Genomic DNA, 23,878 nt, shown 5'->3' with positions numbered 1-23,878 from the left:
CGAACAATGCAATCTTATCGATGCCGGTGAGCTGGTCCACATTGCGGTCAACATATCGGCGGAGCTGAAGCTCAAGGAGAGACGAGATGAACGCGTTGAGACATCTAACTTTTGCGGCAGGACTGGCGCTGGCGCCGGTCGATGCCGGCGGTGCCGAACCGGCCGGCTGGCAGGCCCTTGCCGACGAGCGCGCCGTCATCCGGATCGCGGACGCCATCGACCGCGCCGTCGACGCGCAGGACTGGAAGCTGGCCCGCGGCTATTTCGCCGAGCGCGTCACCGCCGATTTCAGCAGCCTGTCCGGCCAACCCGCGGCCAACATCGCCTCCGACGACCTGATCGGCGCCTGGGCGGCCAATCTCAAGGGCGGCAAGACCAGTCTGCATCTGCGCACCAATCATCACGTCGAAATCGACGGCGACGGCGCTATTGTTCTGTCGAACGGCTATGCCTGGAACCGGATGGAAGGCAATGGCGACCCGCTCTGGGAAGTCTGGGGCACCTATGAGCACCACCTGACGCGTTCGGCTGCCGGCTGGAAGGTCGACGGCTTCACATTCCGCATGACGCATGAGCGCGGCAACCCATGGGTCAAGGCCACTCCGGGCCATTGAACGCCGGCACGAGTCAAGATCGGGAAAGGACGATGTCATGACAATGAACTACTACAATCTCGGCAACAGCGGCCTGCGGGTAAGCAGGCTGGCGCTGGGCACGATGACCTTTGGCACCGAATTGGGCTGGGGTGCGGACAAGGAAACAGCCCGCGCAATGTTCGACGCTTATGTCGAGGCAGGCGGCAATTTCTTCGACACCGCCGATCTCTACACAGGTGGCACCGCCGAGACCTGGCTTGGCGAATTCGTCGCCGAGCGCGGGTTGCGCGACAAGGCGGTGATCGCCACCAAATTCACCTTCAATTCAGAACTGGGCAATCCGAATGCCGGCGGCAATGGCCGCAAGAACATCATACGCGCCGTCGATGCTTCGCTGAAGCGGCTCGGAACCGACTATATCGACCTCTATTTCCTGCATGTCTGGGACAGGCTGACGCCGGCCGAGGAAGTTCTGCGCACGCTCGACGACCTGGTGCGCGCGGGCAAGGTGCTTCATATCGGCCTCTCCGACGTGCCGGCCTGGTACGCAGGTCGGGCGCAAGCGATCGCTGAACTGCGCGGCTATGAGCCGATCTCGGCCCTGCAGCTCGAATATTCACTGGCCGAGCGCTCCATCGAGCACGAATTCGTCCCGTTCGGCACGCACCACGGCGCCGGTATTATGGCGTGGAGCCCGCTGGCAAACGGCCTGCTCAGCGGCAAATACCGGCCGACACAGGCTGGACATGCCGGCCGGCTCGACAGCTTTCGCAACACCACGCATCCTGGTTTCCAGAAGTTCAGCGACCGCAACTGGGCGATCGTGGCCGAACTCGAAAGAGTGGCCGCCGATCTTGGCCGCGGCATGGCCCAGGTCGCGCTCAACTGGGTGGCCACACAGCCCGGGATCGCTGCGGTAATCTTGGGTGCGACAAAACTCGCCCAGTTGCAGGATAATCTCGCCGCGCTGGATTTCTCTATTCCTCCCGAGCTCCGTCAACGGCTCGCTTCCGTCAGCAGCGTTCCGCCGCCGTTCCCGCATTCGTTCTTCGGGCCGGAGATTCAGGTCCGGGTGGCTGGCGGTACAGTGACCGGCGATAAGCCGGCCGGTTATTCGCCTGCCGTCGTGATCGAAGGCGAGGCGGTCAGCATCTCCAGCCGCTGACCGAAAAAGCCTGGGATTTTGCACGAGGGCGCGGCGTGACATCGCCGCGCCCTTCGTGTATCGGGTCAACCCGTCATGACAGCATCGCCGGATGAAGCGGGGGCGGTTTTGCCTCCAAAATTGCCGCGCCGAGATATTCGAGGACCCAGATGACGGTGAAGCCCCTCTATCGACGTGTCGTGCTGAAAGCTTCCGGCGAAGCGTTGATGGGCGAGCAGCATTTCGGCATCGACGTCTCGGTGGTCGACCGTATCGCAGCCGACATTGCCGAGGCCCGCGCGCTGGGCGTCGAAGTCGGCGTCGTCATCGGCGGCGGCAACATCTTCCGCGGCGTCGCCGTTGCCTCCAAGGGCGGCGACCGCGTTACCGGCGATCACATGGGCATGCTCGCCACCGTCATCAACTCGCTGGCGCTGCGCACCTCGCTGAACAAGATCGGCGTCGACGCGGTCGTGCTTTCGGCGATCGCCATGCCGGAGCTCTGCGAGAGCTTTTCCCAACGCCAGGCGACCGCCTATATGAACCAGGGCAAGGTGGTCATCTTCGCCGGCGGCACCGGCAATCCGTTCTTCACCACCGATTCGGCCGCGGCCCTTCGCGCCGCGGAGATTGGCGCCGATGCGCTGTTCAAAGGCACGCAGGTCGACGGGGTCTATTCGGCCGATCCCAAGAAAGACCCGAATGCGGTCCGCTTCGAACGCATCAGCCACGCGGAAGTCATCAATCGCGGGCTTGCGATCATGGATACAGCCGCGATTGCACTTGCGCGCGAAAACAACATTCCGATAATCGTCTATTCGATCCACGAAAAAGGTGGTTTCGGCGATATTCTGAGGGGCGGCGGCCATTGCACGGTCGTCGCGGACAAATAATCGGGGCCCGGATCCGCAAAACGACTACGGAACCGCGGACGGGACCGCGACACAATCAGCGAACCCGGCGAACGGGTCGAGGAGATGATCATGAGTGGCGAGTACGAAGACCTGAAGCGACGCATGGACGGGGCGATCGCCGCCTTCAAGCACGATCTGGCTTCGCTGCGCACCGGCCGGGCCTCCAGCAACCTGCTCGATGCCGTCCAGGTGCAGGCCTATGGCACGGCGATGCCGATCAACCAGGTCGCCAATGTGACGGTGCCGGAGCCGCGCATGATTTCGGTGTCGGTCTGGGACAAGTCCATGGTCAGCGCGGTCGACCGCGCCATCCGCGAAGCCAATCTCGGCTTCAACCCGATCGTCGACGGCACCAATCTCAGGATTCCGCTGCCCGAGCTCAACGAGCAGCGCCGCAAGGAACTGGTCAAGATATCGCATGGCTATGCCGAGAACGCCCGCGTCGCGGCCCGCCACGTCCGGCGCGACGGCATGGATTTCCTCAAGAAAGCTGAAAAGGACGGCACCATCAGCGAGGACGATCACCGCAAGCGGTCCGACCAGGTTCAGAAGCTGACGGACGAGACGATCAGCACGATCGATCACCTGCTTTCCGATAAGGAAGCTGAAATCATGCAGGTTTAGGGTCGGGTTTTCCGGCTCGAAAGCGAGACCATGGCAACGCCCGCGCATGTCGCGATCATCATGGATGGAAACGGACGCTGGGCCAAGGCGCGAGGCCTGCCGCGCCTTGCCGGCCATCGCGCAGGCGTCGAAGCCCTGCGCAAGACGGTCCGCGCGGCGCCCGAACTCGGCGTCTCCTACCTGACCGTCTACGCCTTTTCCTCGGAGAACTGGTCGCGGCCGAAATCCGAGGTCAGCGATCTTATGGGCCTGTTGAAGCTGTTCATCCGCCGCGATCTTGCCGAACTGCATCAGAATGGCGTGCGGGTGAAGGTGATCGGCGACAAGCAGGGATTGCAGCCCGATATCAGAGGGCTGCTGCAGGAGGCCGAATCGCTCACCGCCGGCAACGAGGCGCTGACGCTGGTCATCGCCTTCAACTATGGCGGCCGTGACGAGATCGTGCGCACCGCGCGCAAGCTGGCGGAGGCCGTCGCACGCGGCGACATGGCCAGCGACGCGATCACGGCGGAAAGCTTCGCCGCGTCGCTCGACACCCAGGGCATTCCCGATCCCGAACTGGTGATCCGGACCAGCGGCGAGCTCAGGCTATCGAACTTCCTTCTTTGGCAGGCCGCCTATAGCGAGCTTGTCTTCCTGCCTTGCTATTGGCCGGACTTCAGCCGCGAGCATCTGGCCGATGCCTTGCGCGACTTTGCCGGCCGTGAACGACGCTTCGGCGGGCTTGCCGCCCGCGATGTCGCGCTTTAGGCGCCGCCACGCATGAGCAATCTCCAGCAGCGCGTCATCTCGGCAATCGTGATGGCGGCTCTGACCCTTGCGCTCACCTGGCTCGGCGGATTGCCGTTCCGATTGTTCTGCGCGGGAATCGCGGCGCTGATCTTCTATGAATGGACGCGCATGTCGCGCCCCGGGAACGGCGTGGCGCTCGGCTTCCTGCCTGAGGCGCTGATTCTGGTCTTCATCGGCGCGCTGATCGGCGGCCTGCCGGCCTTGTGGCTGCTGCTCCTTATCGCGATCCTTGTAGCGGTCGCGGCGGTCGCCGCTCGCATCAAGGGGGCAGCGTTGTGGGAAGCGTCCGGCCTGGCCTATGCGGCTCTTTCCGGCTTTTCGCTCGCTTATCTGCGTGGCGGCAACCATTCCGGCCTGATTGCGATTCTGTTTCTGTTCGCCGTGGTCTGGGCAACCGACATAGCGGCCTATTTCGTCGGCCGCGCGGTCGGCGGCCCGAAGCTCGCGCCGTCGATCTCGCCCGGCAAGACGCAGAGCGGCGCGTTGGGCGGCGCGGCCGGCGGCGTCGTCGCCGGGCTGCTGCTGGCAATTGCGGCCGGCGCCGGCAATCTCGTCCAGCTCGGCCTCGTCGCGCTCGCGCTCTCGATCGTTTCGCAGATCGGCGATCTGTTCGAATCCTGGGTCAAGCGCCGGCACGGTGCCAAGGATTCGAGCAACCTCATTCCCGGCCATGGCGGCGTCATGGACAGGGTCGACGGGCTTGTCGCGGCCGCGTTCGCGCTGTACGTCATTGGCTGGATCGCGGCGGGCGCCGAGCATCCGGCATTGGGGCTGTTTCCGAACTGAACGACGTTGCGGCAAGGCGAAAAACGGCGCGCGCCACGGATTCGCCCGGATTGATGCCACAGTCGCGGCGGAGTGTCGCGCGGGCGAATTTGAGGGCATGACTTGAACGACATCTTTCACACGGTCTTCAGCACGCAAGGCTTCGTCCTTGGTACGCTCGTGCCGTTCCTGTTCGTGCTGACCGTGGTCGTGTTCGTCCACGAGATGGGCCACTATCTCGTCGGCCGCTGGTGCGGCATCGGCGTCAAGGCCTTTTCCATCGGCTTCGGCCCCGAGATATTCGGCTTTTACGACCGCCGCGGGACGCGCTGGAAACTTTGCGCCATTCCGCTTGGAGGCTATGTCAAATTCGTCGGCGACATGAATGCGACGTCGAGCCAGCCGAGCACCGAAGAGATCGAATCACTGACCGAAGCCGAGCGCGAGGTCGCCTTCCACACGCAGCCGATCTGGAAGCGCGCCGCTACCGTCGTTGCCGGGCCGCTGTTCAATTTCCTGCTGACCATTGCCGTGTTTGCGGTGCTGTTTTCCCTCTATGGCCGTCCGGTCCTGGAGCCGACGGTGGCCGAGGTCACCGCGGGCAGCCCGGCGGAGAAAGCCGGAATCCAGCCGGGCGACCGATTCGTCAAGGTCGACGGCAGCAAGGTAGAGACCTTCGCCGACGTGCAGCGGCTGGTTTCAGGCCGGGCAGGCGACGCCATCACCTTCACCATGTTGCGCGACGGCAAGGAAATCGCCGTCACGGCGACGCCGGAGCCCATGGAGCAGCAGGATGCGCTGGGCAACAAGGTCAAGGTGGCGGTTATCGGGGTCGTCAACAACGCCGAGCTCGGCCAGCCGCGTCTGATCTCCTATACGCCGGCGGGCGCCGTGGTGGCGGCGGTCGAGGAAACCGGGCACGTGATCCAGCGTACCGGCCAGTTCCTGCAGCGCTTTGCGCTTGGGCGGGAGGACAAATGCCAGCTGGGCGGTCCGATCAAGATCGCGAAGATGTCGGGGCAGGCGGCCAAGCTCGGCTTCGAATGGCTGGTGCAGCTTGTTGCATTTCTGTCAGTCGGAATAGGATTTCTCAATCTTCTGCCGATTCCCCCTCTCGACGGCGGCCACCTGTTGTTCTACGGCGTGGAGGCCGTCATAAGGCGGCCCGTTTCGGAGCGGACGATGGAGATGGCCTATCGGACCGGATTGTTCCTGGTTCTCGGGTTCATGGGCTTCGTTTTTTGGAACGATCTGTTTGGGTGCTGAAATCATGAAGAAATTTGGCTTCAGCGCCGGTTGCATTGAGATGCCGTTTACCATGCGTGGGGATATGCGTGACGCGAAAGCCACGCGGTACGGTTAAGTAAATACAAATTAACCGGGAGCCTTGCGTGTAGGGAAAATCCGGTTAATACGGTAAGGGAAAATACCGCACGTCCGGTTTTCTCGCCGTGGGGACTACGAGAAAAAGGTACAAAAGCCCGATGAAGGCAGCATCCAAGTTTCTGAGCGCCGCTTCCGCGGCGGCTTTGTCCGCCGCTCTGGTCGTGCCAGGCGCGCTCGCAGTGCAGTTCGCTGCCACGTCGGTGGCCGAGGCCGCGGTCATTTCGCGTGTCGAGGTCAGCGGCAACCAGCGGGTCGATGCGGAGACCATCCGCAATTACATCGCAATCAAGCCGGGCAAGCCCTTCTCCAGCTCCGATATCGACGACGCCGTCAAGGCGCTGTTCGGCACCGGGCTGTTCTCGGACGTTCAGATCAACCAGGTCGGTTCGAGCCTGGTGGTCAAGGTTTCCGAATACAAGGTCGTCAACCAGGTCCTGTTCCAGGGCAACAAGAAGCTGAAGGACAACGCGCTCCAGGCCGCTATCCAGCTGAAGCCGCGCGCGACCTTCTCGCAGCAGGCGCTCGACGCCGACGTCGAGGCGGTCAAGGCCGCCTACAAGCGCATTGGCCGTGACGACGCCGCCGTGACCACGCAGATCATGGATCTCGGCGACAACCGCGTGAACGTGGTCTTCAACATCAACGAAGGCGGCCGCACCCAGATCGCGGCAATCAATTTCGTCGGCAACCACGCCTATTCCAGCCGCCGCCTGTCGGATGTCATCAACACCAAGCGTTCGTCCTGGCTGTCCTTCGTGCTGCGTGACGACGTCTATGACGAGGACAAGCTGCGCGCCGACCAGGAGCTGCTGCGCCGCTTCTACTACAATCACGGCTATGCCGACTTCCAGGTCGTCTCGGCCGTCGGCGAGCTCGACGACACGACCAACAAATACACGGTCACCATCACCGTGCAGGAAGGCGACCGCTACACATTCGGCGACGTAAGCGTGGAAAGCACCATCCCCGAGGTCGACTCGAAGGCGCTGGAATCCACGGTCGAAACCCACAAGGGCGACGTCTACAACGCCAAGGATGTCGAGGATTCGATTGTCGGCTTGACCGAGAAGGTCGCGGGCTCGGGCTATGCCTTCGCCCAGGTGACGCCGCGCGGCGATCGCAATTTCGAGAACCACACCATTTCGGTCGTCTACACCATCGACCAAGGCACCAAGGCCTATGTCGAGCGCATCGAAATCCGCGGCAATGACCGCACGCGCGACTATGTCATCCGGCGCGAGTTCGATGTCAGCGAAGGCGACGCCTTCAACCAGGTCCTCATCCAGCGCGCGAAGAAGCGGCTGGAAAGCCTTGATTACTTCCAGTCTGTCGACATCTCGACGGTTCCGGGCTCGGCTCCCGACCAGGTGGTGCTCGTGGTCACCGTGGTTGAGAAGTCGACCGGCGAATTCTCGGTCGGCGCCGGCTATTCGACCGGCGGCGACACGCCCGGACCGTCCATTGAAGGCTCGATCACCGAACGCAACTTCCTCGGTCGCGGCCAGTACATCAAGGTGTCGGCCGGCGGCGGCAGGCATTCGCGCGACTACGCCCTTTCCTTCACCGAGCCGTACTTCCTCGGCCGGCGCATCGCCGCAGGCTTCGACATCTACAAGTCGACCCGCGAATACGATCACTATGACACGGACACGACGGGCGCGACGATCCGATTCGGCCTGCCGATCACCGACAGCATCTCGACGCAGCTGGCGTACAATATCTCGCAAGAGAAGTATAAGTTCGACAACTGCGACGACAACAATGACGGTGTTGAGGGCGACTGCAACCTTTCGCAGGCCATTGTAGATGCCATCGATCAGGGTGCGTGGTTGAAGTCGTCGGTCAGCCTTGGCCTGACCTACAACACCATCGACGACATGAAGAACCCGCATGAGGGTCTTTACATTACCGGCGCGACAGAGTTTGCCGGTCTCGGCGGCGATGCCAAGTGGGTGAAGGTGACTGGCCGGGCAAGCGTCTATCAAACATTGTCAGAGCAGCTTGACCTTGTCGGTCTCGTCTCGGGCGGTGCTGGCTATATTGCAGGCTACGGCGACAATGGCTTGCGTATCTTCGACCAGTTCCAAAGCAACGATCGCATGATCCGCGGCTTCGAGTATGGTGGTATCGGCCCTGTGGATCCGCTTACGGGCGACCATCTCGGCGGCACTACATATTTCAATGCTTCGGCCGAAGCTCAATTCCCGCTGCCGGTTATTCCGGAAAGCTTTGGCTTGCGCGGCGCCGTCTTTGCCGATGCTGCGACCCTTTACGGAACCAAGATTACCTCCGTTGCACAAGAATCGACCGATATGAAGCTTCGCGCCTCGGTCGGTATCGGCCTGATGTGGGCTTCGCCGTTCGGCCCGATCCGCATCGACTACGCGATCCCGGTCAAGAAAGAATCGACCGACGATGTGCAGGAATTCAACTTCGGTATCGCGACGCGCTTCTAATTTTGCGGTCGCGATGGTTCCGGGCCGCATGACGGCCCGGACTAGACTGATCCGACCCAGCTGGATATTGCTTCTGGAATGACCGATCCGGTGTTCTTCGCGCCTTCACGCCGGTACACGGCTAGCGAGGTCGCGAATCTGACCGGCGCCAGCCTGGTCGATTCCGCTCAGGGCGAAATTGCCATCGAGGCGCTGGCTCCTGCCAATGAGGGTGGCGACGGCGCGCTCGTCTTTGTCGACGGCAAGCGCAATTTCGCGCTCATGCCGTCGCTCAAGGCGGCCGCGGTCCTGTGTCCTGCCGATTTTGCCAGCAAGGCGCCGCCAGGCATTGCGGTGCTGATGCATCCGCGCCCGCAACAGGCTTTCGCGATGGTCGGGCGCCTGTTGTTTCCGCACGCCGCGACCCCGGGGCCGATGACCGGGGAAACCGGCATCTCGGCGCATGCGTTTGTCGATCCATCCGCGCATGTCGAGGAAGGAGCGATTGTAGAGGCGGGTGCCGTGATCGGTCCCGGTGTGGCTATCGGCAGCGGCACGGTCATTGCGCCCCACGCCGTTGTCGGCCGTTCCTGTCAGATCGGCCGTGACGGCTTCATAGGCCCCGGCGCCAGCATCCAATACGCGCTTATCGGCAACCGCGTCATCATCCATGGCGGTGCCAGGATCGGCCAGGACGGTTTCGGCTTCGTGGGCGGCGCCAAGGGACCTGAACGCGTGCCGCAGATCGGCCGCGTCATCATTCAGGACGATGTCGAGGTCGGCTCCAATTCGACCGTCGACCGCGGCGCGATGTCCGATACCATCATCGGCCAGGGCACCAAGATCGACAATCTGGTGCAGATCGCCCACAATGTTCGCATCGGCCGCAATTGCATTATAGCAGGGCTTTCGGGTATTTCCGGTTCCGTCGTCGTCGGTGACAACGTCACCATGGGCGGCGGTGTCGGCCTCGCCGATCATCTGACCATCGGGCCGGGAGCCAAGCTTGCTGCGAGAAGTGGATTCATGAACAACGTGCCGGCAGGCGAGATATGGGGAGGTTATCCGGCACAGCCGATGGCCGAGGCCATGCGCGAGATAGCAATGCTGCGCAGGATGGCCAGGACGCGCAAGCAAGGCGACGGAAATGGCTGACATGGTGGCAACGACACTAGAGGCGGTCGACATCATGGGGCTGATGAAGCTCCTGCCGCACCGCTATCCGTTCCTGCTGATCGATCGCATTATCGACATCGACGGCGACGAATCCGCTGTCGGCATCAAGAACGTGACCATCAACGAGCCGCATTTCCAGGGTCATTTTCCCCAGCAGCCGGTGATGCCCGGAGTGTTGATCATCGAGGCCATGGCCCAGACCGCCGGCGCGATCTGCATTCGCAGCCTCAACACGGAAAAGCCCTCGCTGGTTTATTTCATGACCATCGACAATGCGAAATTCCGCAAACCGGTGGTTCCAGGCGATCAGCTCAGGATCCATGTCAAAAAGATCAAGAAACGCGGCAACCTGCTGAAATTCGCCTGCGAGGCGATGGTTGACGGCGCGAAAGCCGCCGAAGCCGAGGTTTCGGCCATGATGGTTACCGGCTGACGGTTCGAAATGCTCATGAAAGTCGAGACATTCATCCACCCTTCCTCGGTCGTCGAAGAGGGAGCCCAGATCGGCGAAGGCGTCCGCATCGGACCCTTCTGCCATATCAGCGCCGATTCAATCATCGGCGACCGTGTCGAGCTGGTCAGCCATGTGTCGGTGATGGGCGCAACAACCATCGGGGCCGGGACAAAGGTCTATCCGATGGCGACGCTCGGCGCGCCGCCGCAGAACACCAAGCACAAGGGCGGGCGCACCACCCTGGTCATCGGTGAGAACTGCACGCTGCGCGAAGGCGTCACCATGCATGTCGGCACCGATTCCAGCCGTGGCGAGACCACTGTCGGCGACAACGGCAATTTCCTCGCCTACGCCCACATCGCCCATGATTGCGTGGTCGGCAAGAACGCCACTTTCGCCAATGGCGCGACGCTCGGCGGCCATTGCGAGATAGGCGACAACGTCTATATCGGCGGCCTGAGCGCCGTTCATCAATTCGTGCGCGTCGGCGACAATGCCTTTCTTGGCGGGTGCTCGGCTTTCGTTGGAGATGTCATCCCCTACGCCATCGCGGTCGGCAACCGAGCCAGCCTGCGCGGCTTGAACATCATTGGCCTCAAGCGCTCCGGCCTGCCGCGTTCCGAAATCTATCTGCTGCGCAAAGCTTATCGGGCGATTTTCGATCGTTCCCGCACCGTGGGCGAGAATGTGGAACTCGCCAAGGCCGAATTCGCCGAGTCGCCAACGGCCATGAAGATCATCGATTTCATTACCAGTCGCGGCAAGCGGCACTTTGCCGTCCCATCGCTCACGGGTGGCGGCGACGATGATAATGGCGATGACGAGGGCTAAGCCCGCCGAAGCAGGGCTTGCACTCGCGCCGGGCTCCAGGGTCGGCATCATTGCCGGCGGCGGAAGCCTGCCCGTCGAAGTCGCCGATGGTCTGGTCAAGCATGGTTTTGCACCCTTCATCATCATCGCCGCGGGTGAGGTCGACCGCGAGGCGGACTTTGCGGCCTACGATCAGGAAAGACTCGCGCTCGAAGACATCGGGTTGCTGTTTCCATTGTTGAGACGCAAGGGCATCACGCACCTTGTTCTTGCCGGCGAGATCAAGCGCAGGCCGCGGCTGAGCAAGATAAGGCCGACACTTGGCCTGCTGGCGATAATTCCCTCCTTGGCTAGAGCATTGCGACGCGGCGACGATGGTCTGCTGAAGGTGTTGACCCGAATCTTCGAAACGCGCGGCTTCAAGGTCGTCGGCGCGCATGACGTCGTTCCGGAACTGACAGCCGGCGAAGGTCAATTGACGACGGCCGGACCAAATCAGTCTGACTGGCGCGACATTGAGGCCGCCCGAAAGGCGGCCAAGGCTATTGGCGCGCTCGATATCGGCCAGGCGGCGATTGCGATCGGAGGTCGGGCCGTCGCGCTGGAAGGCATTGAAGGCACCGCCGGCCTGCTCGACAGGATGCGGGAATTGCGCGGCCATGGCAGGTTGGCCGGCAAAGCGCGCGGCGTGCTGGTCAAATGCGCCAAGCCGGGCCAGGAATTGCGCGCCGACTTGCCCTCGATCGGTCCGCAGACGATCGAGGCCGCGCATGCGGCAGGCCTTGCCGGCATAGCCGTCGAGGCCGGCCGTTCGCTGATTCTTGAAGGCCCGACCACGCTTGCGCGCGCGAACGCGCTTGGCCTGTTCGTCGTCGGTCTGCCTGCAACGGAGCTGGCCAATGGGGAGCCGGCTCATGGTCGCTGACAAGCCGCTCAAGCTCGCGATCGTCGCCGGCGAGGAGTCCGGCGATCTGCTCGGCGCCGACATCGTGCGGGCGCTCGAGCGCACGACCGGCCGCAAGGTTGAGCTCGTCGGCATCGGCGGTCGGCATCTGCAGCAGCTGGGGCTGACGCCGTTGTTCGACGGCAGCGAGATCGCGCTGATGGGCTTCAGCGCGGTGCTGCGCGACCTGCCGCGGCTGATGCGCCGCATCAGCCAGACGGCGGCGATGATCGCGGCCGAGCGGCCCGATTGCCTGGTTACCATCGATAGCCCGGATTTTTCGCTGCGCGTGGCGAAGAAGGTTCGCGCAACAGCACCGGCCATTCCGATCGTCCACTATGTCTGCCCGAGCGTATGGGCTTGGCGGCCGGGCAGGGCGGTGGCGATGAAACCCTATGTCGACCACATTCTGTGTATCCTGCCATTCGAGGTGAAGGCGCTTGCTCGCCTTGGCGGACCGCCGGGCACCTATGTCGGCCACCGGTTGACGCAGGATCCGGGCGTGCTTGGCGCCGCCAAGGCGCAGAGCCAGCCGCGCGACCTCTCCGAAGACCGCGTCAAGACGCTTCTGGTGCTGCCCGGCTCGCGCCGTGGCGAGGTAAGCCGGCTTGTCGTTCCGTTCGGCGATACGGTGTCGGCCTTGCGCGCGCGCGGACACCGGTTGCGTTTGCTTTTGCCGACGGTGCCGCATGTCGTCGATCTGGTTAGGGCCTCGGTTGCACGCTGGGATGAAAAGCCGGAGATCATCGTCGAACCCGAGCGCAAATGGCAGGCCTTCGGCAAGGCCGATGCGGCGTTGATCGCATCGGGAACCGTGTCGCTCGAGCTGGCGCTTTCGGGCGTGCCAATGATCTCGTGCTACAAATTCGATCCGGTCATGCAGATGGCCCAGCGCCTGATCACGGTATGGAGCGCCGCCCTGCCCAATCTCATCGCCGATCGGCCTGTCGTGCCGGAAAGCTACAACCAATATGTGCGGTCGCACTATCTGGCGAGGCAGCTCGAGGCGCTGTTTGCCGACACGGCCTATCGCGCCTGGCAAAAGGACGGCTTTGCCGAAGTGGCGACGCGCATGGCGACCGAAAGGCCTTCAGGCGAGATCGCTGCGGAGGTGGTGATTGGGTGTATCAGAAGGGGAGTAGTGAGTAGTGAGTAGTGAGTGCGCGAAGCTATTCGCCCTCATCACTACTCACCATTCTCTACTTACTTACCTTTTCGCAATCGGCACGTAGTCGCGTTCCGTGGCGCCGGTATAGAGCTGGCGCGGGCGGCCGATCTTCTGGTGCGGATCCTCGATCATTTCCTTCCACTGGGCGATCCAGCCGACGGTGCGCGCGACCGCGAAGAGGACTGTGAACATTGTGGTGGGGAAGCCCAGCGCCTTCAGCGTGATGCCGGAATAGAAGTCGACGTTCGGGTAGAGCTTCTTTTCGATGAAATACTCGTCGGTGAGCGCGATCTTCTCCAGCTCCATCGCGATGTCGAGCAGCGGGTCGTCCTTGATGCCGAGCTCGCCCAGCACCTCATGCGCGGTCTTCTGCATGATCTTGGCGCGCGGATCGTAGTTCTTGTAGACGCGGTGGCCGAAGCCCATCAGGCGGAACGGGTCGTTCTTGTCCTTGGCGCGGGCAATGAACTCGGGGATATGATCGACATGGCCAATCTCACCCAGCATGTTCAGCGCCGCCTCGTTGGCGCCGCCATGCGCCGGACCCCACAGGCAGGCGATGCCTGCGGCGATGCAGGCGAAGGGGTTGGCTCCGGAAGAGCCCGCAAGGCGAACGGTCGAGGTCGAAGCGTTCTGCTCGTGGTCGGCGTGCAGGATGAAGATGCGGTCCATGGCACGCGCCAGCACCGGATTGATCTTGTACTCCTCGCAGGGCACGGCAAAGCACATGTGCAGGAAGTTGGCGGCGAAGCCGAGATCGTTCTTCGGGTAAATGAAGGGCTGGCCGATATGGTACTTGTAGGCCATCGCCGCGATCGTCGGCATCTTGGCGATCAGGCGCATCGAGGCGACCATGCGCTGGTACGGGTCCGAGATGTCGGTGGAGTCGTGATAGAAGGCCGACAGCGCGCCGACCACGCCGCACATGACCGCCATCGGATGCGCGTCGCGGCGGAAGCCGGTGAAGAAGCGCGACATCTGCTCATGCACCATCGTGTGGCGGGTCACGCGATAATCAAAGTCGTCCTTCTGGGCCTTGGTCGGCAACTCGCCGTAGAGCAGGAGATAGCAGACCTCGAGGAAGTCGCCGTGCTCGGCGAGCTGGTCGATCGGGAAGCCACGGTGCAGCAGGATGCCGGCATCGCCGTCGATGAAGGTGATCCCCGACTCGCAACTGGCAGTTGAGGTGAAGCCCGGATCATAAGTGAAGGCGCCGGTGGTGCTGTAGAGCGAACCGATGTCGATGACGTCCGGCCCGACCGTCCCGCTTCGCACCTTCAATTCATGCGTCTTACCGGCGAGTTCGAGCCTGGCGGTCGACTCGCGCGTTTTGCTGCCCGGTTCCAGTTTTGTCGCAGCTTCGCTCATTCTCAAACTCCTTTTGTATCCTCATGCCGGCAAGGCAATTCCTGCAAACGACACGCGTCGAAGTCACCGGAATGCGCGAACTCGCCACCGCATTTTTAGGAGGTGCGTGCCAGATTGGGCCAAGACCTAATGTTGCACTGCGAAACACACCTTTCAATGCCAATCTTCTTGGGCCAGTTCGCTCCTAATCGATTTGATCTGCAATGCGCGCCAGGCTTTCCTGACGGCCCAGCACGGCAAGCACGTCGAACACGCCGGGCGAGGTGCTGCGGCCGGTCAGCGCGGCTCTCAGCGGTTGGGCCACGGCGCCGAGCTTGTGCCCACCGGCTTCGGCAAACTCGCGGATCGAAGCCTCCGCCGAAGCGGCGCTCCACTCGCCCTGGACAGAAGACAATGCGCCATGCGCGCCGCGCAAAATCACGCGCGCATCCGCGTTGAGCAAGCCCGCTGCCTTCTCGTCCAGCGGCAATGGCCGCTCGACAAACAGGAAAGCCGCGCCGTCGACCAATTCCACAAGAGTCTTGGCCCGCTCCTTGAGGCCGGGCATGGCCGCAAGCAACTGCGCCTTTCGCCTGTCATCGAGCTTTGCCGCAAGTGCGGGGCCGCCTTCGAGATAGGGCAAGGTGGCGACGAAGATATCGAACAGCGCCTGATCGTCCATCTTGCGCATATGGACGCCGTTCAGCGCCTCGAGCTTGGCGAAGTCGAAGCGGGCCGCGCCCTTGTTGACGTCGCCGATGTCGAACCAGGCGATCATATCCTTGATCGACATCACCTCGTCGTCGCCATGGCTCCAGCCGAGCCTGGCCAGATAGTTGAGCAGCGCCTCCGGCAGATAGCCCATAGCGCGATAGGCCTCGACGCCGAGCGCACCGTGCCGTTTCGACAGCTTGGCGCCGTCGGCGCCATGGATCAGCGGGATATGCGACATCGATGGCACGTCCCAGCCCATGGCGTTGTAGATCACCGTCTGGCGGGCAGCGTTGGTCAGGTGGTCGTCGCCGCGGATGATGTGGGTGACGCCCATGTCGTGGTCGTCGACGACGACGGCATGCATGTAGGTCGGGTTGCCGTCCGAGCGCAGGATGATGAAGTCGTCGAGATCCTTGTTGGGAAAGCGCACCTCGCCCTGCACGCGATCGTGCACGACCGTCTCGCCCTCGGTCGGCGCCTTGATGCGGATCGCGCCCTTGACGCCCGCGGGCGCCTCGGAGGGATCGCGGTCGCGCCACTGGCCGTTGTAGCGCGGGGGCAGGCCCTTGGCTCTGGCTGCCTCGCGCATTGCCTCGAGCTCTGCCGGCGTCTCGTAGCTGTAGTAGGCCTTGCCGATGCGCACGAGCTCTTCGGCCACTTCGCGGTGACGCAGCGCGCGCTCGAACTGCGAGACGGCTTCGCCGTCCCAGGAGAGGCCAAGCCAGGTCAGCCCGTCGAGAATGGCGGCGGTTGCGGCCTCGGTGGAGCGCTCACGATCGGTGTCCTCGATGCGCAGCAGCATCGTGCCGCCGGTATGCTTGGCATAAAGCCAGTTGAACAGCGCTGTGCGCGCGCCGCCGATATGCAGGTAGCCTGTCGGCGAGGGGGCAAAACGGGTGACGACCTTGTCGGACATGGGACTCTCAGGCTTGCGCTGGAACGGCATATTTTGCGCGGGCTTTCGCGCAGTTGGCGTTCATGTAGCATAGGCGGTCTGGGGCGCAAGGGGCAGACCCGATGGCTGGACCTGGCCGTGGTGCGGAGGAGGGCGAGACAACGACAGCTGGCGTCAGCGAACGCCTGATGTTTGCCCATGTCACGCCCACGGAGGCAGTGCCATTCCAGCTTCCGCAACCGCGTGCACCAGCCGAACTTTCGCCACCCGGCGGTGGTGCACTAGAGCCAGCCTTGCCAACGGCCACCATCGGCCGAATCCGCAAACAGCTTGGGCGCGCTTCGCTTTCGGCGCTGTACCGGAGCATTGCCGTCGCCGCCGCCACTGAGCTCGACCGCGGCGTCGGCTTCCTGCTGGTGCCGGTGTTCCTGGCCGCGGGCGTCATCTACTACTTCTCGCTGAGCACCGAGCCCGATCTCTACAGGCCGCTTGCGGCGGTGGCTCTGATGACTGTCTGCGCGGCGATCTCTCGTTCCCGGCAGAGAACGCACCTTGTCTTCATGGCAACCCTTTTGTGTGCCCTGGGCTTTCTCGCGGCCAAGGTGGAGACCTGGCGGATGGCGACGCCGATGCTGGGGTCCGAAATCCAGACGCGGCTGACGGGCCGCCTTGTCACCGCCGAGGCGATGGCCAATGGCCGTGTCCGACTGACCATAGATCTCATGTCCACGGCACATCCGACGCTGCGCTATGCGCCAGCTCGCATCAGGCTGTCGGCGCACAGGATCCCGCCCGACATGACGGCGGGGTCGATGCTGACCGGCTACGCCAAGCTGCTGCCGGCGACAGGCCCGGTCCGGCCTGACAGCTACGATTTCTCCTTCGACAGCTATTTCACCGGCATCGGCGGCAGCGGCTTTTTCCTGGGCGATCCAAAGCTGATTGCGCCGACCTCGATTGCGCCAACAAGGGCGCCGTTCGGCGCGCGCATCGCATCGGCCATAGAAAACGCGCGTGAAGGGATCGCCGACCACATCAGGGATGCCATCGGTGGTTCCGAAGGTGAGATTGCAGCGGCACTTATCGTCGGCGTGCGCGCCGGCATTCCGGAGGAAATCAACGAGTCGATGCGACGCACTGGCATCTATCACATCATCTCGATCTCCGGCCTGCACATGGCGCTGGTCGCCGGCACGATCATGGTCCTGCTGCGCGGCGCCTTCGCGCTGTTTCCGGATTTCTCGTCGCGCCGGCCGGTGAAGAAATATGCCGCTGGAATCGCGCTGGTGTCGATCGCCGCTTACCTGGTAATCTCCGGCATCGTGGTGGCAGCCGAGCGAAGCTTTATCATGCTGGCGGTCATGCTGGTCGCCGTGCTCTTCGACCGCGCGGCGCTGACGATGCGCAACCTGGCGATCTCGGCCATCGCCGTCATCCTGGTCTCGCCGCACGAGGTGGTCGGTCCGAGCTTCCAGATGTCTTTTGCCGCCACAGCGGCGCTCGTCGGTGCCTATGCCGGCTTCGCCGACTATCGCGCCGGCAAAACGACCGCGCCGCCGGTAAAGCGTTCGTTCCTCGGGTTCATATCGCGGAAACTGGCGGTTGGTGCGGGCGCCGCCGCCATAACATCGCTCATCGCGGGCAGCGCGACATTGCTGTTCGCGATCTGGCACTTCCAGCGAGTGTCACCGCTCAGCCTGCTGGCCAATCTGGCGGTCATGCCGATCGTCTCGCTGGTCGTCATGCCGTTCGCCGTATTGAGCGCGCTGGCCATGCCCTTCGGCTTCGACGGTCCTTTTCTCTATGTGATGGGCAAGGGCCTGACGGCGATGATCGCCATTTCGGCGTGGATCTCCGAGCGCTCACCGGTCGATGCCGTCGGGTTGATCTCGATCCAGTCGGTGCTGCTGGCGACGATCGCGCTGGTCATCGCGACCATGGCCACCACCTGGCTCAGATTGGCAGCCATGCCGTTCGCGCTCGCTGCCCTGCTGGTCATCCCGCATGTCCGAACGCCGGACGTGCTTATCTCGGAGGATGCGCATCTGGTGGCGATGCCGATCGGCGGCGGCGAGCTTGCCGTCAACCGCGCACGCTCCAATGAGTTCACCACGGACAATTGGAAGCGGGCGCTGAAGGCCGAAGCAATCGTGCCGCCGGAGACATTTTCCAAAGACGCTCTCGACATCGCCGATCCCGTCGACCTGCCGCCTGGCTCGCCCTTTTACTGCACCGGCGACCTGTGCATCGGCCGGCATCCTTCCGGCGCAATCGTCGCTCTCGCCGAAAACCGTGACAGCGCCCGGCCGGCCTGCGGCTTTGCCGACCTCATCGTCATCAACGACGCCACAGCCTACAATCCCTGCCGCGATCCGCGTGTGCTTGTCGTCACCAAGCGCCAGCTGGCGCGTGACGGCAGTGCGGCCGTCTTCTTCGACCCGCAATCGGCAACCGCGCGGCCAAACGTCCGCTACGCGGTCGAAAAGCCATACCGGCCCTGGCACGAACAACGGAAATACACCCGCGAGGCGAGGGGCCTGCCGCCTTACAAAAAGCCCGGGAGGACGGAAGCGAAGTCTTCGCCACCAGCCCAATAGATTCAGTAGCGGCGGATAAGCCCGACGAGCTTGCCTTGGACCTTGACCCGGTCGGGCCCAAAGATGCGGGTTTCGTAGGCCGGATTGGCGGCCTCGAGCGCGATCGAGGCACCCTTGCGGCGGAAGCGCTTGAGCGTCGCTTCCTCGTCGTCGACCAGCGCCACCACGATCTCGCCCGGGCTTGCCGTGTTGGCATTGCGGATGATGACGGTGTCGCCGTCGAAGATGCCGGCCTCGATCATCGAGTCGCCCTTGACCTCCAACGCATAATGCTCGCCGCCCATGATCATATCCGGGGGCACGGTGATCGAATGCGTTTGGTGCTGGATGGCGTCTATCGGCACACCGGCGGCGATGCGGCCCATCACCGGAATCGATACGGCCGAAACAACGTCGTCGTCATTGCTGGGGGTCGGCGTACGCGAGGTGGCTGCCGGCTTGAGCTGACGGCCGAGATTGCCTTGGCCGCCCTGGATGACGCTCGGCGAAAACTTCCTCGCGGCATTCAGGCCAGGCGCGATCGAGTCGGGCAGCCGCAGCACTTCAAGCGCGCGCGCCCGGTTAGGCAGCCGGCGAATGAAGCCGCGTTCTTCCAGCGCCGTGATCAGCCGATGGATACCGGACTTCGAGGCAAGGTCCAGCGCCTCCTTCATCTCGTCGAAAGATGGAGGAATCCCGCTCTCCTTCAGACGTTCATGGATGAACATCAGGAGTTCATGTTGTTTGCGCGTCAGCATTGGCGGCCCCCATGGGTTCTCAAACCAGAATCAGAAAAACAAACCCAGAACAAACACTATCTGTTCCAGTTGTGTTCCGCAACCGTTTAAAGTTTAATGAATTTGTTAAGGCTGCCGAAACAATGTTGCATCGGGTGGTGCCCTGGCCGCCCTTCGCAGGGCGGCGGCATTGATTCCGCTCGATTTTGCGGCCCGTCCTTAAGCTGGAGCAAGAGGCGACACCATCACGAAAGTGCCGGGTGGGGTCGCGTCCACTGCTCGTTGCGCGTTCTGCACCGTGAACGAAACGAACCCAAAATGCCAACCTGGCGATGATTCCGGCCCGTGGTCTTCGCCGTCTATGGACCAGCTAACATAGGACGAAAGGTTCTTGCCCTGTCGCCAGCGGTGGTGAGACAACCGCCCTTGGCCTGCCCTGAGCGGCGCCGGGTCGAAATGGGAGGCGGTGGCATAATGAAGGGAATTCCCGATCTCGCTGAAGTCGAGGCGATGGATGCCGCGGATCCGCTGCGCGCAATGCGCGATCGCTTCGTCTTGCCGGAGGGCATTATATACCTCGACGGCAATTCACTGGGCGCTGCTTCGATCAATGTCTTCAGCGAGATCGAGACGGCCGCGAAGCAGGAATGGGCGCGAGACCTTATCCGCGCCTGGAATACCGCCGGTTGGTTCGACATGCCTGTGGAGCTCGGCGACCGGCTCGGGCGTCTGATCGGCGCCGCGCCGGGCCAGAGCGTGGTGTGCGACACGACCTCGATCAACATCTACAAGGTCCTGCATGCGGCACTCGCAATGCGTCCCGAGCGCTCGGTGATCGTTGCCGAGGGCGACAGCTTCCCGACCGACCTGTACATGGCCGAAGGGGTGGCTTCGACGCGACCCGGCACGGTGCTGCGGCTCGAAGGTGTCGATGCCGCGACGATCGAGGAACTGGTCGACGATCGCGTCGCCGTCATCCTGGTAAACCACGTCAACTACAAGTCCGGCCGGCTGCGCGACATGGCGGCGCTGACGCGCAAGGCGCATGAGGCCGGTGCGCTGATCGTCTGGGACCTCTGCCACACGGCCGGTGCCCTGCCGGTGGATCTCGACGGCTCGAATGCCGATTTCGCCATCGGCTGCACGTACAAATATCTCAATGGCGGACCGGGAGCGCCGGCCTTCATCTACGCCGCGAACCGCCATCACGGCGACATTCGCCAGCCGCTCAGTGGCTGGTGGGGCCATGCCAGGCCGTTCGCGTTCGAGCAGGGCTATGCCGCCGGCCCCGGCATCCGGCGGTTCCTGTGCGGAACGCAGCCGGTGCTGTCGATGCGGGCTCTGAAAGGAGCGCTGGATCTCTGGGACGAAGTCGAGGTCACGGCCGTGCGCGAGAAAAGCATCGCGTTGACGGATCTGTTCATCCGGCTTGTCGAAGCCAAATGCAGCGCCTTCGGTCTCGAGCTGGAAAGCCCGCGCCGCGGCGCCGAACGCGGCAGCCAGGTGTCGTTCGCCCATCCGCATGGCTACCAGGTGATGCGCGCCTTGATCGAGCGCGGCGTGATCGGCGATTTTCGCGCGCCGTCGACCGTTCGTTTCGGCTTCACGCCGCTTTATGTCGGCTACCGGGATGTCTGGGATGCCGTCGACGTGCTGGAAGACATCTTGCGCACCGGCGCCTGGCGAGAAGCACGCTTCGCCGTCAAAACAACCGTTACCTGACTTTGAATCGACTATGTCAATCAAAAGCCATTCAACATTGACCTGATCGCGGAGGGACTGGTGCTGGGACACCGCATTGTCGACTGGGACAACGCCTATGCAAACGGCGCCAATATCGCCGGCGGCGACCGTTGGCCTGCGGCCTGGGATGGCCCGGCGCAGGCATTTCGCGAAAAGCTGCTGGCGCAGGGCAGGGCGCGGCTCGATATCGTCTATGGCGAAGCGCCGCGCAACCGGCTCGATCTGTTTCTCCCGCCTGCCGCGCCAAAAGGGCTCGTTGTGTTCGTCCACGGCGGCTACTGGATGGAGTCGGACAAGAGTTCCTGGTCGCACCTGGCTGGAGGCGCGGTTGGCCTCGGCTTTGCCGTCGCCATGCCCTCCTACACGCTTTGCCCGGAGATCAGGATCAGCGGCATTGTCGGCGAAGCCGCGGCCGCGATCGAGAAGGCGGCAGCCATGGTCGATGGTCCGCTGATGCTGGCCGGGCACTCGGCCGGCGGACATCTCGCCGGCCGGATGGTGACCGCGGCCTCACCGCTGTCAACCGATGTGGCGCGCCGCATACGCCATGTCGTTTCGATTTCAGGCCTGCACGACCTTCGGCCGCTGATGTTCACGGCGCTGAACGAAACCCTGAATATCGACGAGCGCGAAGCGTTGACCGAAAGCCCGGCATTGCTGCGGCCCATGCAGGGGGCCCGCATCACCTGTTGGGTCGGCGGCGGCGAGCGTTCGGAATTCCTGCGCCAGAGCGCGTTGCTTGCCAACATCTGGACCGGGCTCGGCGCCGCTACCGATTCAGTGGTCGAGCCGGATCGGCATCATTTCAATGTTGTCGATGGTCTCGCCAATCCGGATCATCCCCTGACCCGCACGCTGGTCGGCGAATAGGGACTATTATCGAGTTCGTCTACGTATGAACGATCGACTGCGTCGACGTATAGGCGATCGGCTGCGCCGACGTATTACCGCAGCATAAGCACGCTGCATTCGGCGCCGGCTTCTGCGGCCGGCGCGAAGGGCTCGCGCACGATCAGGCCGTTGGCGTCGGCGAGCATCCGCAGCATCGAGGAGTCCTGGATGCCGAAGGGGGTCGCGACCAGCGCGCCGTCATCGTCGCGCACCATGGCGCGAACATAGTCCTGCCTGAGGTCGTTGGCATGCATCGCGGCACCCAGCCTAGCCGTTCGCACGTCCTGCCTGTAATCGCGGCCGCCGAGCCGGGCAAGCAGCGGCTTCAGGAAGAGTTGCGAGCAGACGATGCTTGCCACCGGATTGCCGGGCAGGCCGACGCAGCGGACATTGCCAAGCCGGCCGAACATCAGCGGTTTGCCGGGGCGCATGGCGATCTTCCAGAAGTCGAGCTTCATGCCTTCGCCGGTGAGCACGTCATGGATCAGGTCGTGATCGCCGACCGAGGCGCCGCCAAGCGTGACGATGACATCGGCGGCGGCCTCGACCGCTTTCCTGACCAGCGCGGCGATCGCCTCGTCGCGGTCGGCGGCGATGCCCAGGTCGAGGGCTCGCGCGCCGACCGACTGGGCGGCTGCGGCGACGCCATAGGCGTTGGACGAAATGATCTGGTCGGGGCCAAGCGCGCTGCCCGGCGGCAGCAATTCGTCACCGGTGGCGATGATCGCGACCAGCGGCCGACGCACGACACTCAAGGCAGGATGGTTGGCCGACGCTGCCAGCGAGAGGGCTGCCGCATCGAGCGCGCGACCCTTTTTGAGCAGCACGTCGCCCTGGCCGAAGTCGAGGCCTGCGCGGCGGATGTTGCGTCCTGCCGCGGTCGGCTCAGTCACCTCGACCTTGCGGTTGCCAAGATCGCGGACGTTTTCCTGGATGACGATGGTGTCGGCGCCTTCGGGCACCGGCGCGCCGGTGAAGATGCGAACGGCCTGGCCATCTCCGACGGTTCCGGAAAAGCCGCGCCCTGCAGGCGCAATACCTATCACCTCAAGTTGCGCCGGCACTGACGCGACATCGGTGGAACGCGCGGCGTAGCCGTCCATCGCCGAGGCGTTGAAAGGCGGCTGCGTGCGTAGAGCTACAACCGGCTCCGTCAGGACACGCCCGGCCGCTTCCGCCAACGGAATGATTTCGCCCGGCAATGGCGCCGCGCCGTCGAGCAAGCGTTCGAGCGCTTCGGCTACCGAAACCAGCGCCATCAGGCACCCGTCTTGTAGTCGCCCGACTTGCCGCCGGTCTTCTCGACCAGCCGGATGCCGGAAATCACCATGCCACGGTCCGCTGCCTTGGCCATGTCGTAGATGGTGAGGCAAGCGACCGAGGCGGCGGTCAGCGCTTCCATCTCCACGCCGGTCTTGCCGGTGACGCGGGCGAGCGCCGTGATCTTGAGGCCAGGCAGAGCACGGTCCGGCTCGATCTCGACGGCGACCTTGGTGAGAAGCAGCGGATGGCAAAGCGGGATAAGCTCGTGTGTCTTCTTAGCAGCCATGATCCCGGCGATGCGGGCAGTGCCCAGCACATCGCCCTTCTTGGCGTCGCCGGCGAGAATCATCTCCAGCGTTTCAGGGCGCATCGAGACAAAGCCTTCGGCGATTGCCGTGCGGGTCGTCTCAGCCTTGTCGCCGACATCGACCATATTGGCTTCGCCCTTGGCGCCGAGATGGGTGAGGGCCATTTTCAGATGGCCTTAGAGCGACGTGCGTCCACT

The 23,878-nt window shown here is 63.3% G+C and carries 21 protein-coding genes; 16 read left to right on the top strand and 5 right to left on the bottom strand.

The genetic code is table 11. From position 1 onward, the window contains the following. Window positions 1-86 precede the first annotated feature (86 nt). From YU3_RS0110700 to lpxB, 13 genes are all read left to right on the top strand, one after another. Window positions 87-614 (top strand): nuclear transport factor 2 family protein, encoded by a 528-nt coding sequence (locus YU3_RS0110700; RefSeq protein ID WP_027166235.1) that lies wholly within the window; start codon window positions 87-89, stop codon window positions 612-614. Window positions 615-651: 37 nt separating this feature from the next. Continuing rightward, entirely contained in the window at window positions 652-1,761 is a 1,110-nt protein-coding gene (locus tag YU3_RS0110695) for an aldo/keto reductase (protein ID WP_027166234.1), read from the top strand. Between the two features lie 149 nt (window positions 1,762-1,910). Beyond that, on the top strand, window positions 1,911-2,633 hold the full coding sequence (gene pyrH, locus YU3_RS0110690) for a UMP kinase (protein ID WP_027166233.1): 723 nt from the start codon (window positions 1,911-1,913) through the stop codon (window positions 2,631-2,633). A 90-nt stretch (window positions 2,634-2,723) separates the two neighbouring features. After that, window positions 2,724-3,278 carry a ribosome recycling factor gene (gene frr, locus YU3_RS0110685; RefSeq protein ID WP_084508049.1) on the top strand — a complete coding sequence of 185 codons (555 nt, stop codon included), beginning with the start codon at window positions 2,724-2,726 and terminating at the stop codon, window positions 3,276-3,278. Between the two features lie 30 nt (window positions 3,279-3,308). Continuing rightward, window positions 3,309-4,028: an isoprenyl transferase gene (locus YU3_RS0110680; RefSeq protein WP_027166231.1), complete on the top strand. Its 720-nt coding sequence runs from the start codon at window positions 3,309-3,311 to the stop codon at window positions 4,026-4,028. Window positions 4,029-4,040: 12 nt separating this feature from the next. Next, complete coding sequence (locus tag YU3_RS0110675) at window positions 4,041-4,856, top strand: phosphatidate cytidylyltransferase (RefSeq protein WP_027166230.1); 816 nt, start codon at window positions 4,041-4,043, stop codon at window positions 4,854-4,856. A gap of 102 nt (window positions 4,857-4,958) precedes the next feature. Further along, a complete protein-coding gene (gene rseP / locus YU3_RS0110670; protein ID WP_027166229.1) occupies window positions 4,959-6,101 on the top strand; it encodes an RIP metalloprotease RseP in 1,143 nt (380 codons plus the stop codon). A gap of 218 nt (window positions 6,102-6,319) precedes the next feature. Beyond that, on the top strand, window positions 6,320-8,677 hold the full coding sequence (bamA, locus tag YU3_RS0110665; RefSeq protein ID WP_027166228.1) for an outer membrane protein assembly factor BamA: 2,358 nt from the start codon (window positions 6,320-6,322) through the stop codon (window positions 8,675-8,677). Window positions 8,678-8,755: 78 nt separating this feature from the next. After that, window positions 8,756-9,811, top strand: coding sequence for a UDP-3-O-(3-hydroxymyristoyl)glucosamine N-acyltransferase (gene lpxD, locus YU3_RS0110660; protein WP_027166227.1), 1,056 nt, complete (start codon window positions 8,756-8,758; stop codon window positions 9,809-9,811). After that, window positions 9,804-10,265: a 3-hydroxyacyl-ACP dehydratase FabZ gene (gene fabZ / locus YU3_RS0110655; protein WP_027166226.1), complete on the top strand. Its 462-nt coding sequence runs from the start codon at window positions 9,804-9,806 to the stop codon at window positions 10,263-10,265. Before lpxD ends, fabZ begins: the two co-directional genes overlap by 8 nt. 15 nt (window positions 10,266-10,280) lie before the next feature. Continuing rightward, window positions 10,281-11,117 carry an acyl-ACP--UDP-N-acetylglucosamine O-acyltransferase gene (gene lpxA, locus YU3_RS0110650; protein ID WP_027166225.1) on the top strand — a complete coding sequence of 279 codons (837 nt, stop codon included), beginning with the start codon at window positions 10,281-10,283 and terminating at the stop codon, window positions 11,115-11,117. Beyond that, the gene (lpxI, locus tag YU3_RS0110645) at window positions 11,104-12,021 is read left to right on the top strand and encodes a UDP-2,3-diacylglucosamine diphosphatase LpxI (RefSeq protein WP_027166224.1); all 918 of its coding nucleotides are present in this window, start codon (window positions 11,104-11,106) and stop codon (window positions 12,019-12,021) included. The genes lpxA and lpxI overlap by 14 nt, the downstream gene beginning before the upstream one ends. Next, window positions 12,011-13,195 carry a lipid-A-disaccharide synthase gene (lpxB, locus tag YU3_RS0110640; protein ID WP_027166223.1) on the top strand — a complete coding sequence of 395 codons (1,185 nt, stop codon included), beginning with the start codon at window positions 12,011-12,013 and terminating at the stop codon, window positions 13,193-13,195. The genes lpxI and lpxB overlap by 11 nt, the downstream gene beginning before the upstream one ends. Window positions 13,196-13,246: 51 nt before the next feature. On the opposite strand, the gene gltA is transcribed toward lpxB, so the two are convergent. Then, entirely contained in the window at window positions 13,247-14,575 is a 1,329-nt protein-coding gene (gene gltA, locus YU3_RS0110635; protein ID WP_036258282.1) for a citrate synthase, read from the bottom strand. Between the two features lie 184 nt (window positions 14,576-14,759). Next, window positions 14,760-16,184: a glutamate--tRNA ligase gene (gltX, locus tag YU3_RS0110630; protein ID WP_027166221.1), complete on the bottom strand. Its 1,425-nt coding sequence runs from the start codon at window positions 16,182-16,184 to the stop codon at window positions 14,760-14,762. Between the two features lie 101 nt (window positions 16,185-16,285). On the opposite strand from gltX, the gene YU3_RS0110625 reads away from it, so the two are divergent. Continuing rightward, window positions 16,286-18,760, top strand: coding sequence for a ComEC/Rec2 family competence protein (locus YU3_RS0110625; protein ID WP_027166220.1), 2,475 nt, complete (start codon window positions 16,286-16,288; stop codon window positions 18,758-18,760). 2 nt (window positions 18,761-18,762) lie between these two features. Here the strand turns inward: YU3_RS0110625 and lexA are convergent, their stop codons facing one another. Continuing rightward, the gene (gene lexA / locus YU3_RS0110620) at window positions 18,763-19,497 is read right to left on the bottom strand and encodes a transcriptional repressor LexA (protein WP_027166219.1); all 735 of its coding nucleotides are present in this window, start codon (window positions 19,495-19,497) and stop codon (window positions 18,763-18,765) included. Window positions 19,498-19,950: 453 nt separating this feature from the next. Here lexA and kynU point away from each other — a divergent pair, with 453 nt between their 5' ends. Beyond that, window positions 19,951-21,198: a kynureninase gene (gene kynU / locus YU3_RS0110615; protein ID WP_027166218.1), complete on the top strand. Its 1,248-nt coding sequence runs from the start codon at window positions 19,951-19,953 to the stop codon at window positions 21,196-21,198. Between the two features lie 60 nt (window positions 21,199-21,258). After that, entirely contained in the window at window positions 21,259-22,089 is an 831-nt protein-coding gene (locus YU3_RS0110610) for an alpha/beta hydrolase (RefSeq protein WP_027166217.1), read from the top strand. 74 nt (window positions 22,090-22,163) lie between these two features. Here YU3_RS0110610 and glp read toward each other — a convergent pair whose 3' ends face one another. Both glp and moaC read right to left on the bottom strand, forming a co-directional pair. Next, window positions 22,164-23,369, bottom strand: a complete 1,206-nt coding sequence (glp, locus tag YU3_RS0110605) for a gephyrin-like molybdotransferase Glp (protein WP_027166216.1) — start codon at window positions 23,367-23,369, stop codon at window positions 22,164-22,166. After that, window positions 23,369-23,851, bottom strand: a complete 483-nt coding sequence (gene moaC / locus YU3_RS0110600) for a cyclic pyranopterin monophosphate synthase MoaC (RefSeq protein WP_156913443.1) — start codon at window positions 23,849-23,851, stop codon at window positions 23,369-23,371. The genes glp and moaC overlap by 1 nt, the downstream gene beginning before the upstream one ends. Window positions 23,852-23,878 lie beyond the last annotated feature (27 nt).

This window comes from Mesorhizobium sp. WSM3224 (assembly GCF_000427725.1).
Classification (GTDB): Bacteria; Pseudomonadota; Alphaproteobacteria; order Rhizobiales; family Rhizobiaceae; genus Mesorhizobium.
The sequence above is the reverse complement of the archived record's forward strand: the minus strand, read 5'-3'. Positions and strand labels throughout refer to the sequence as shown.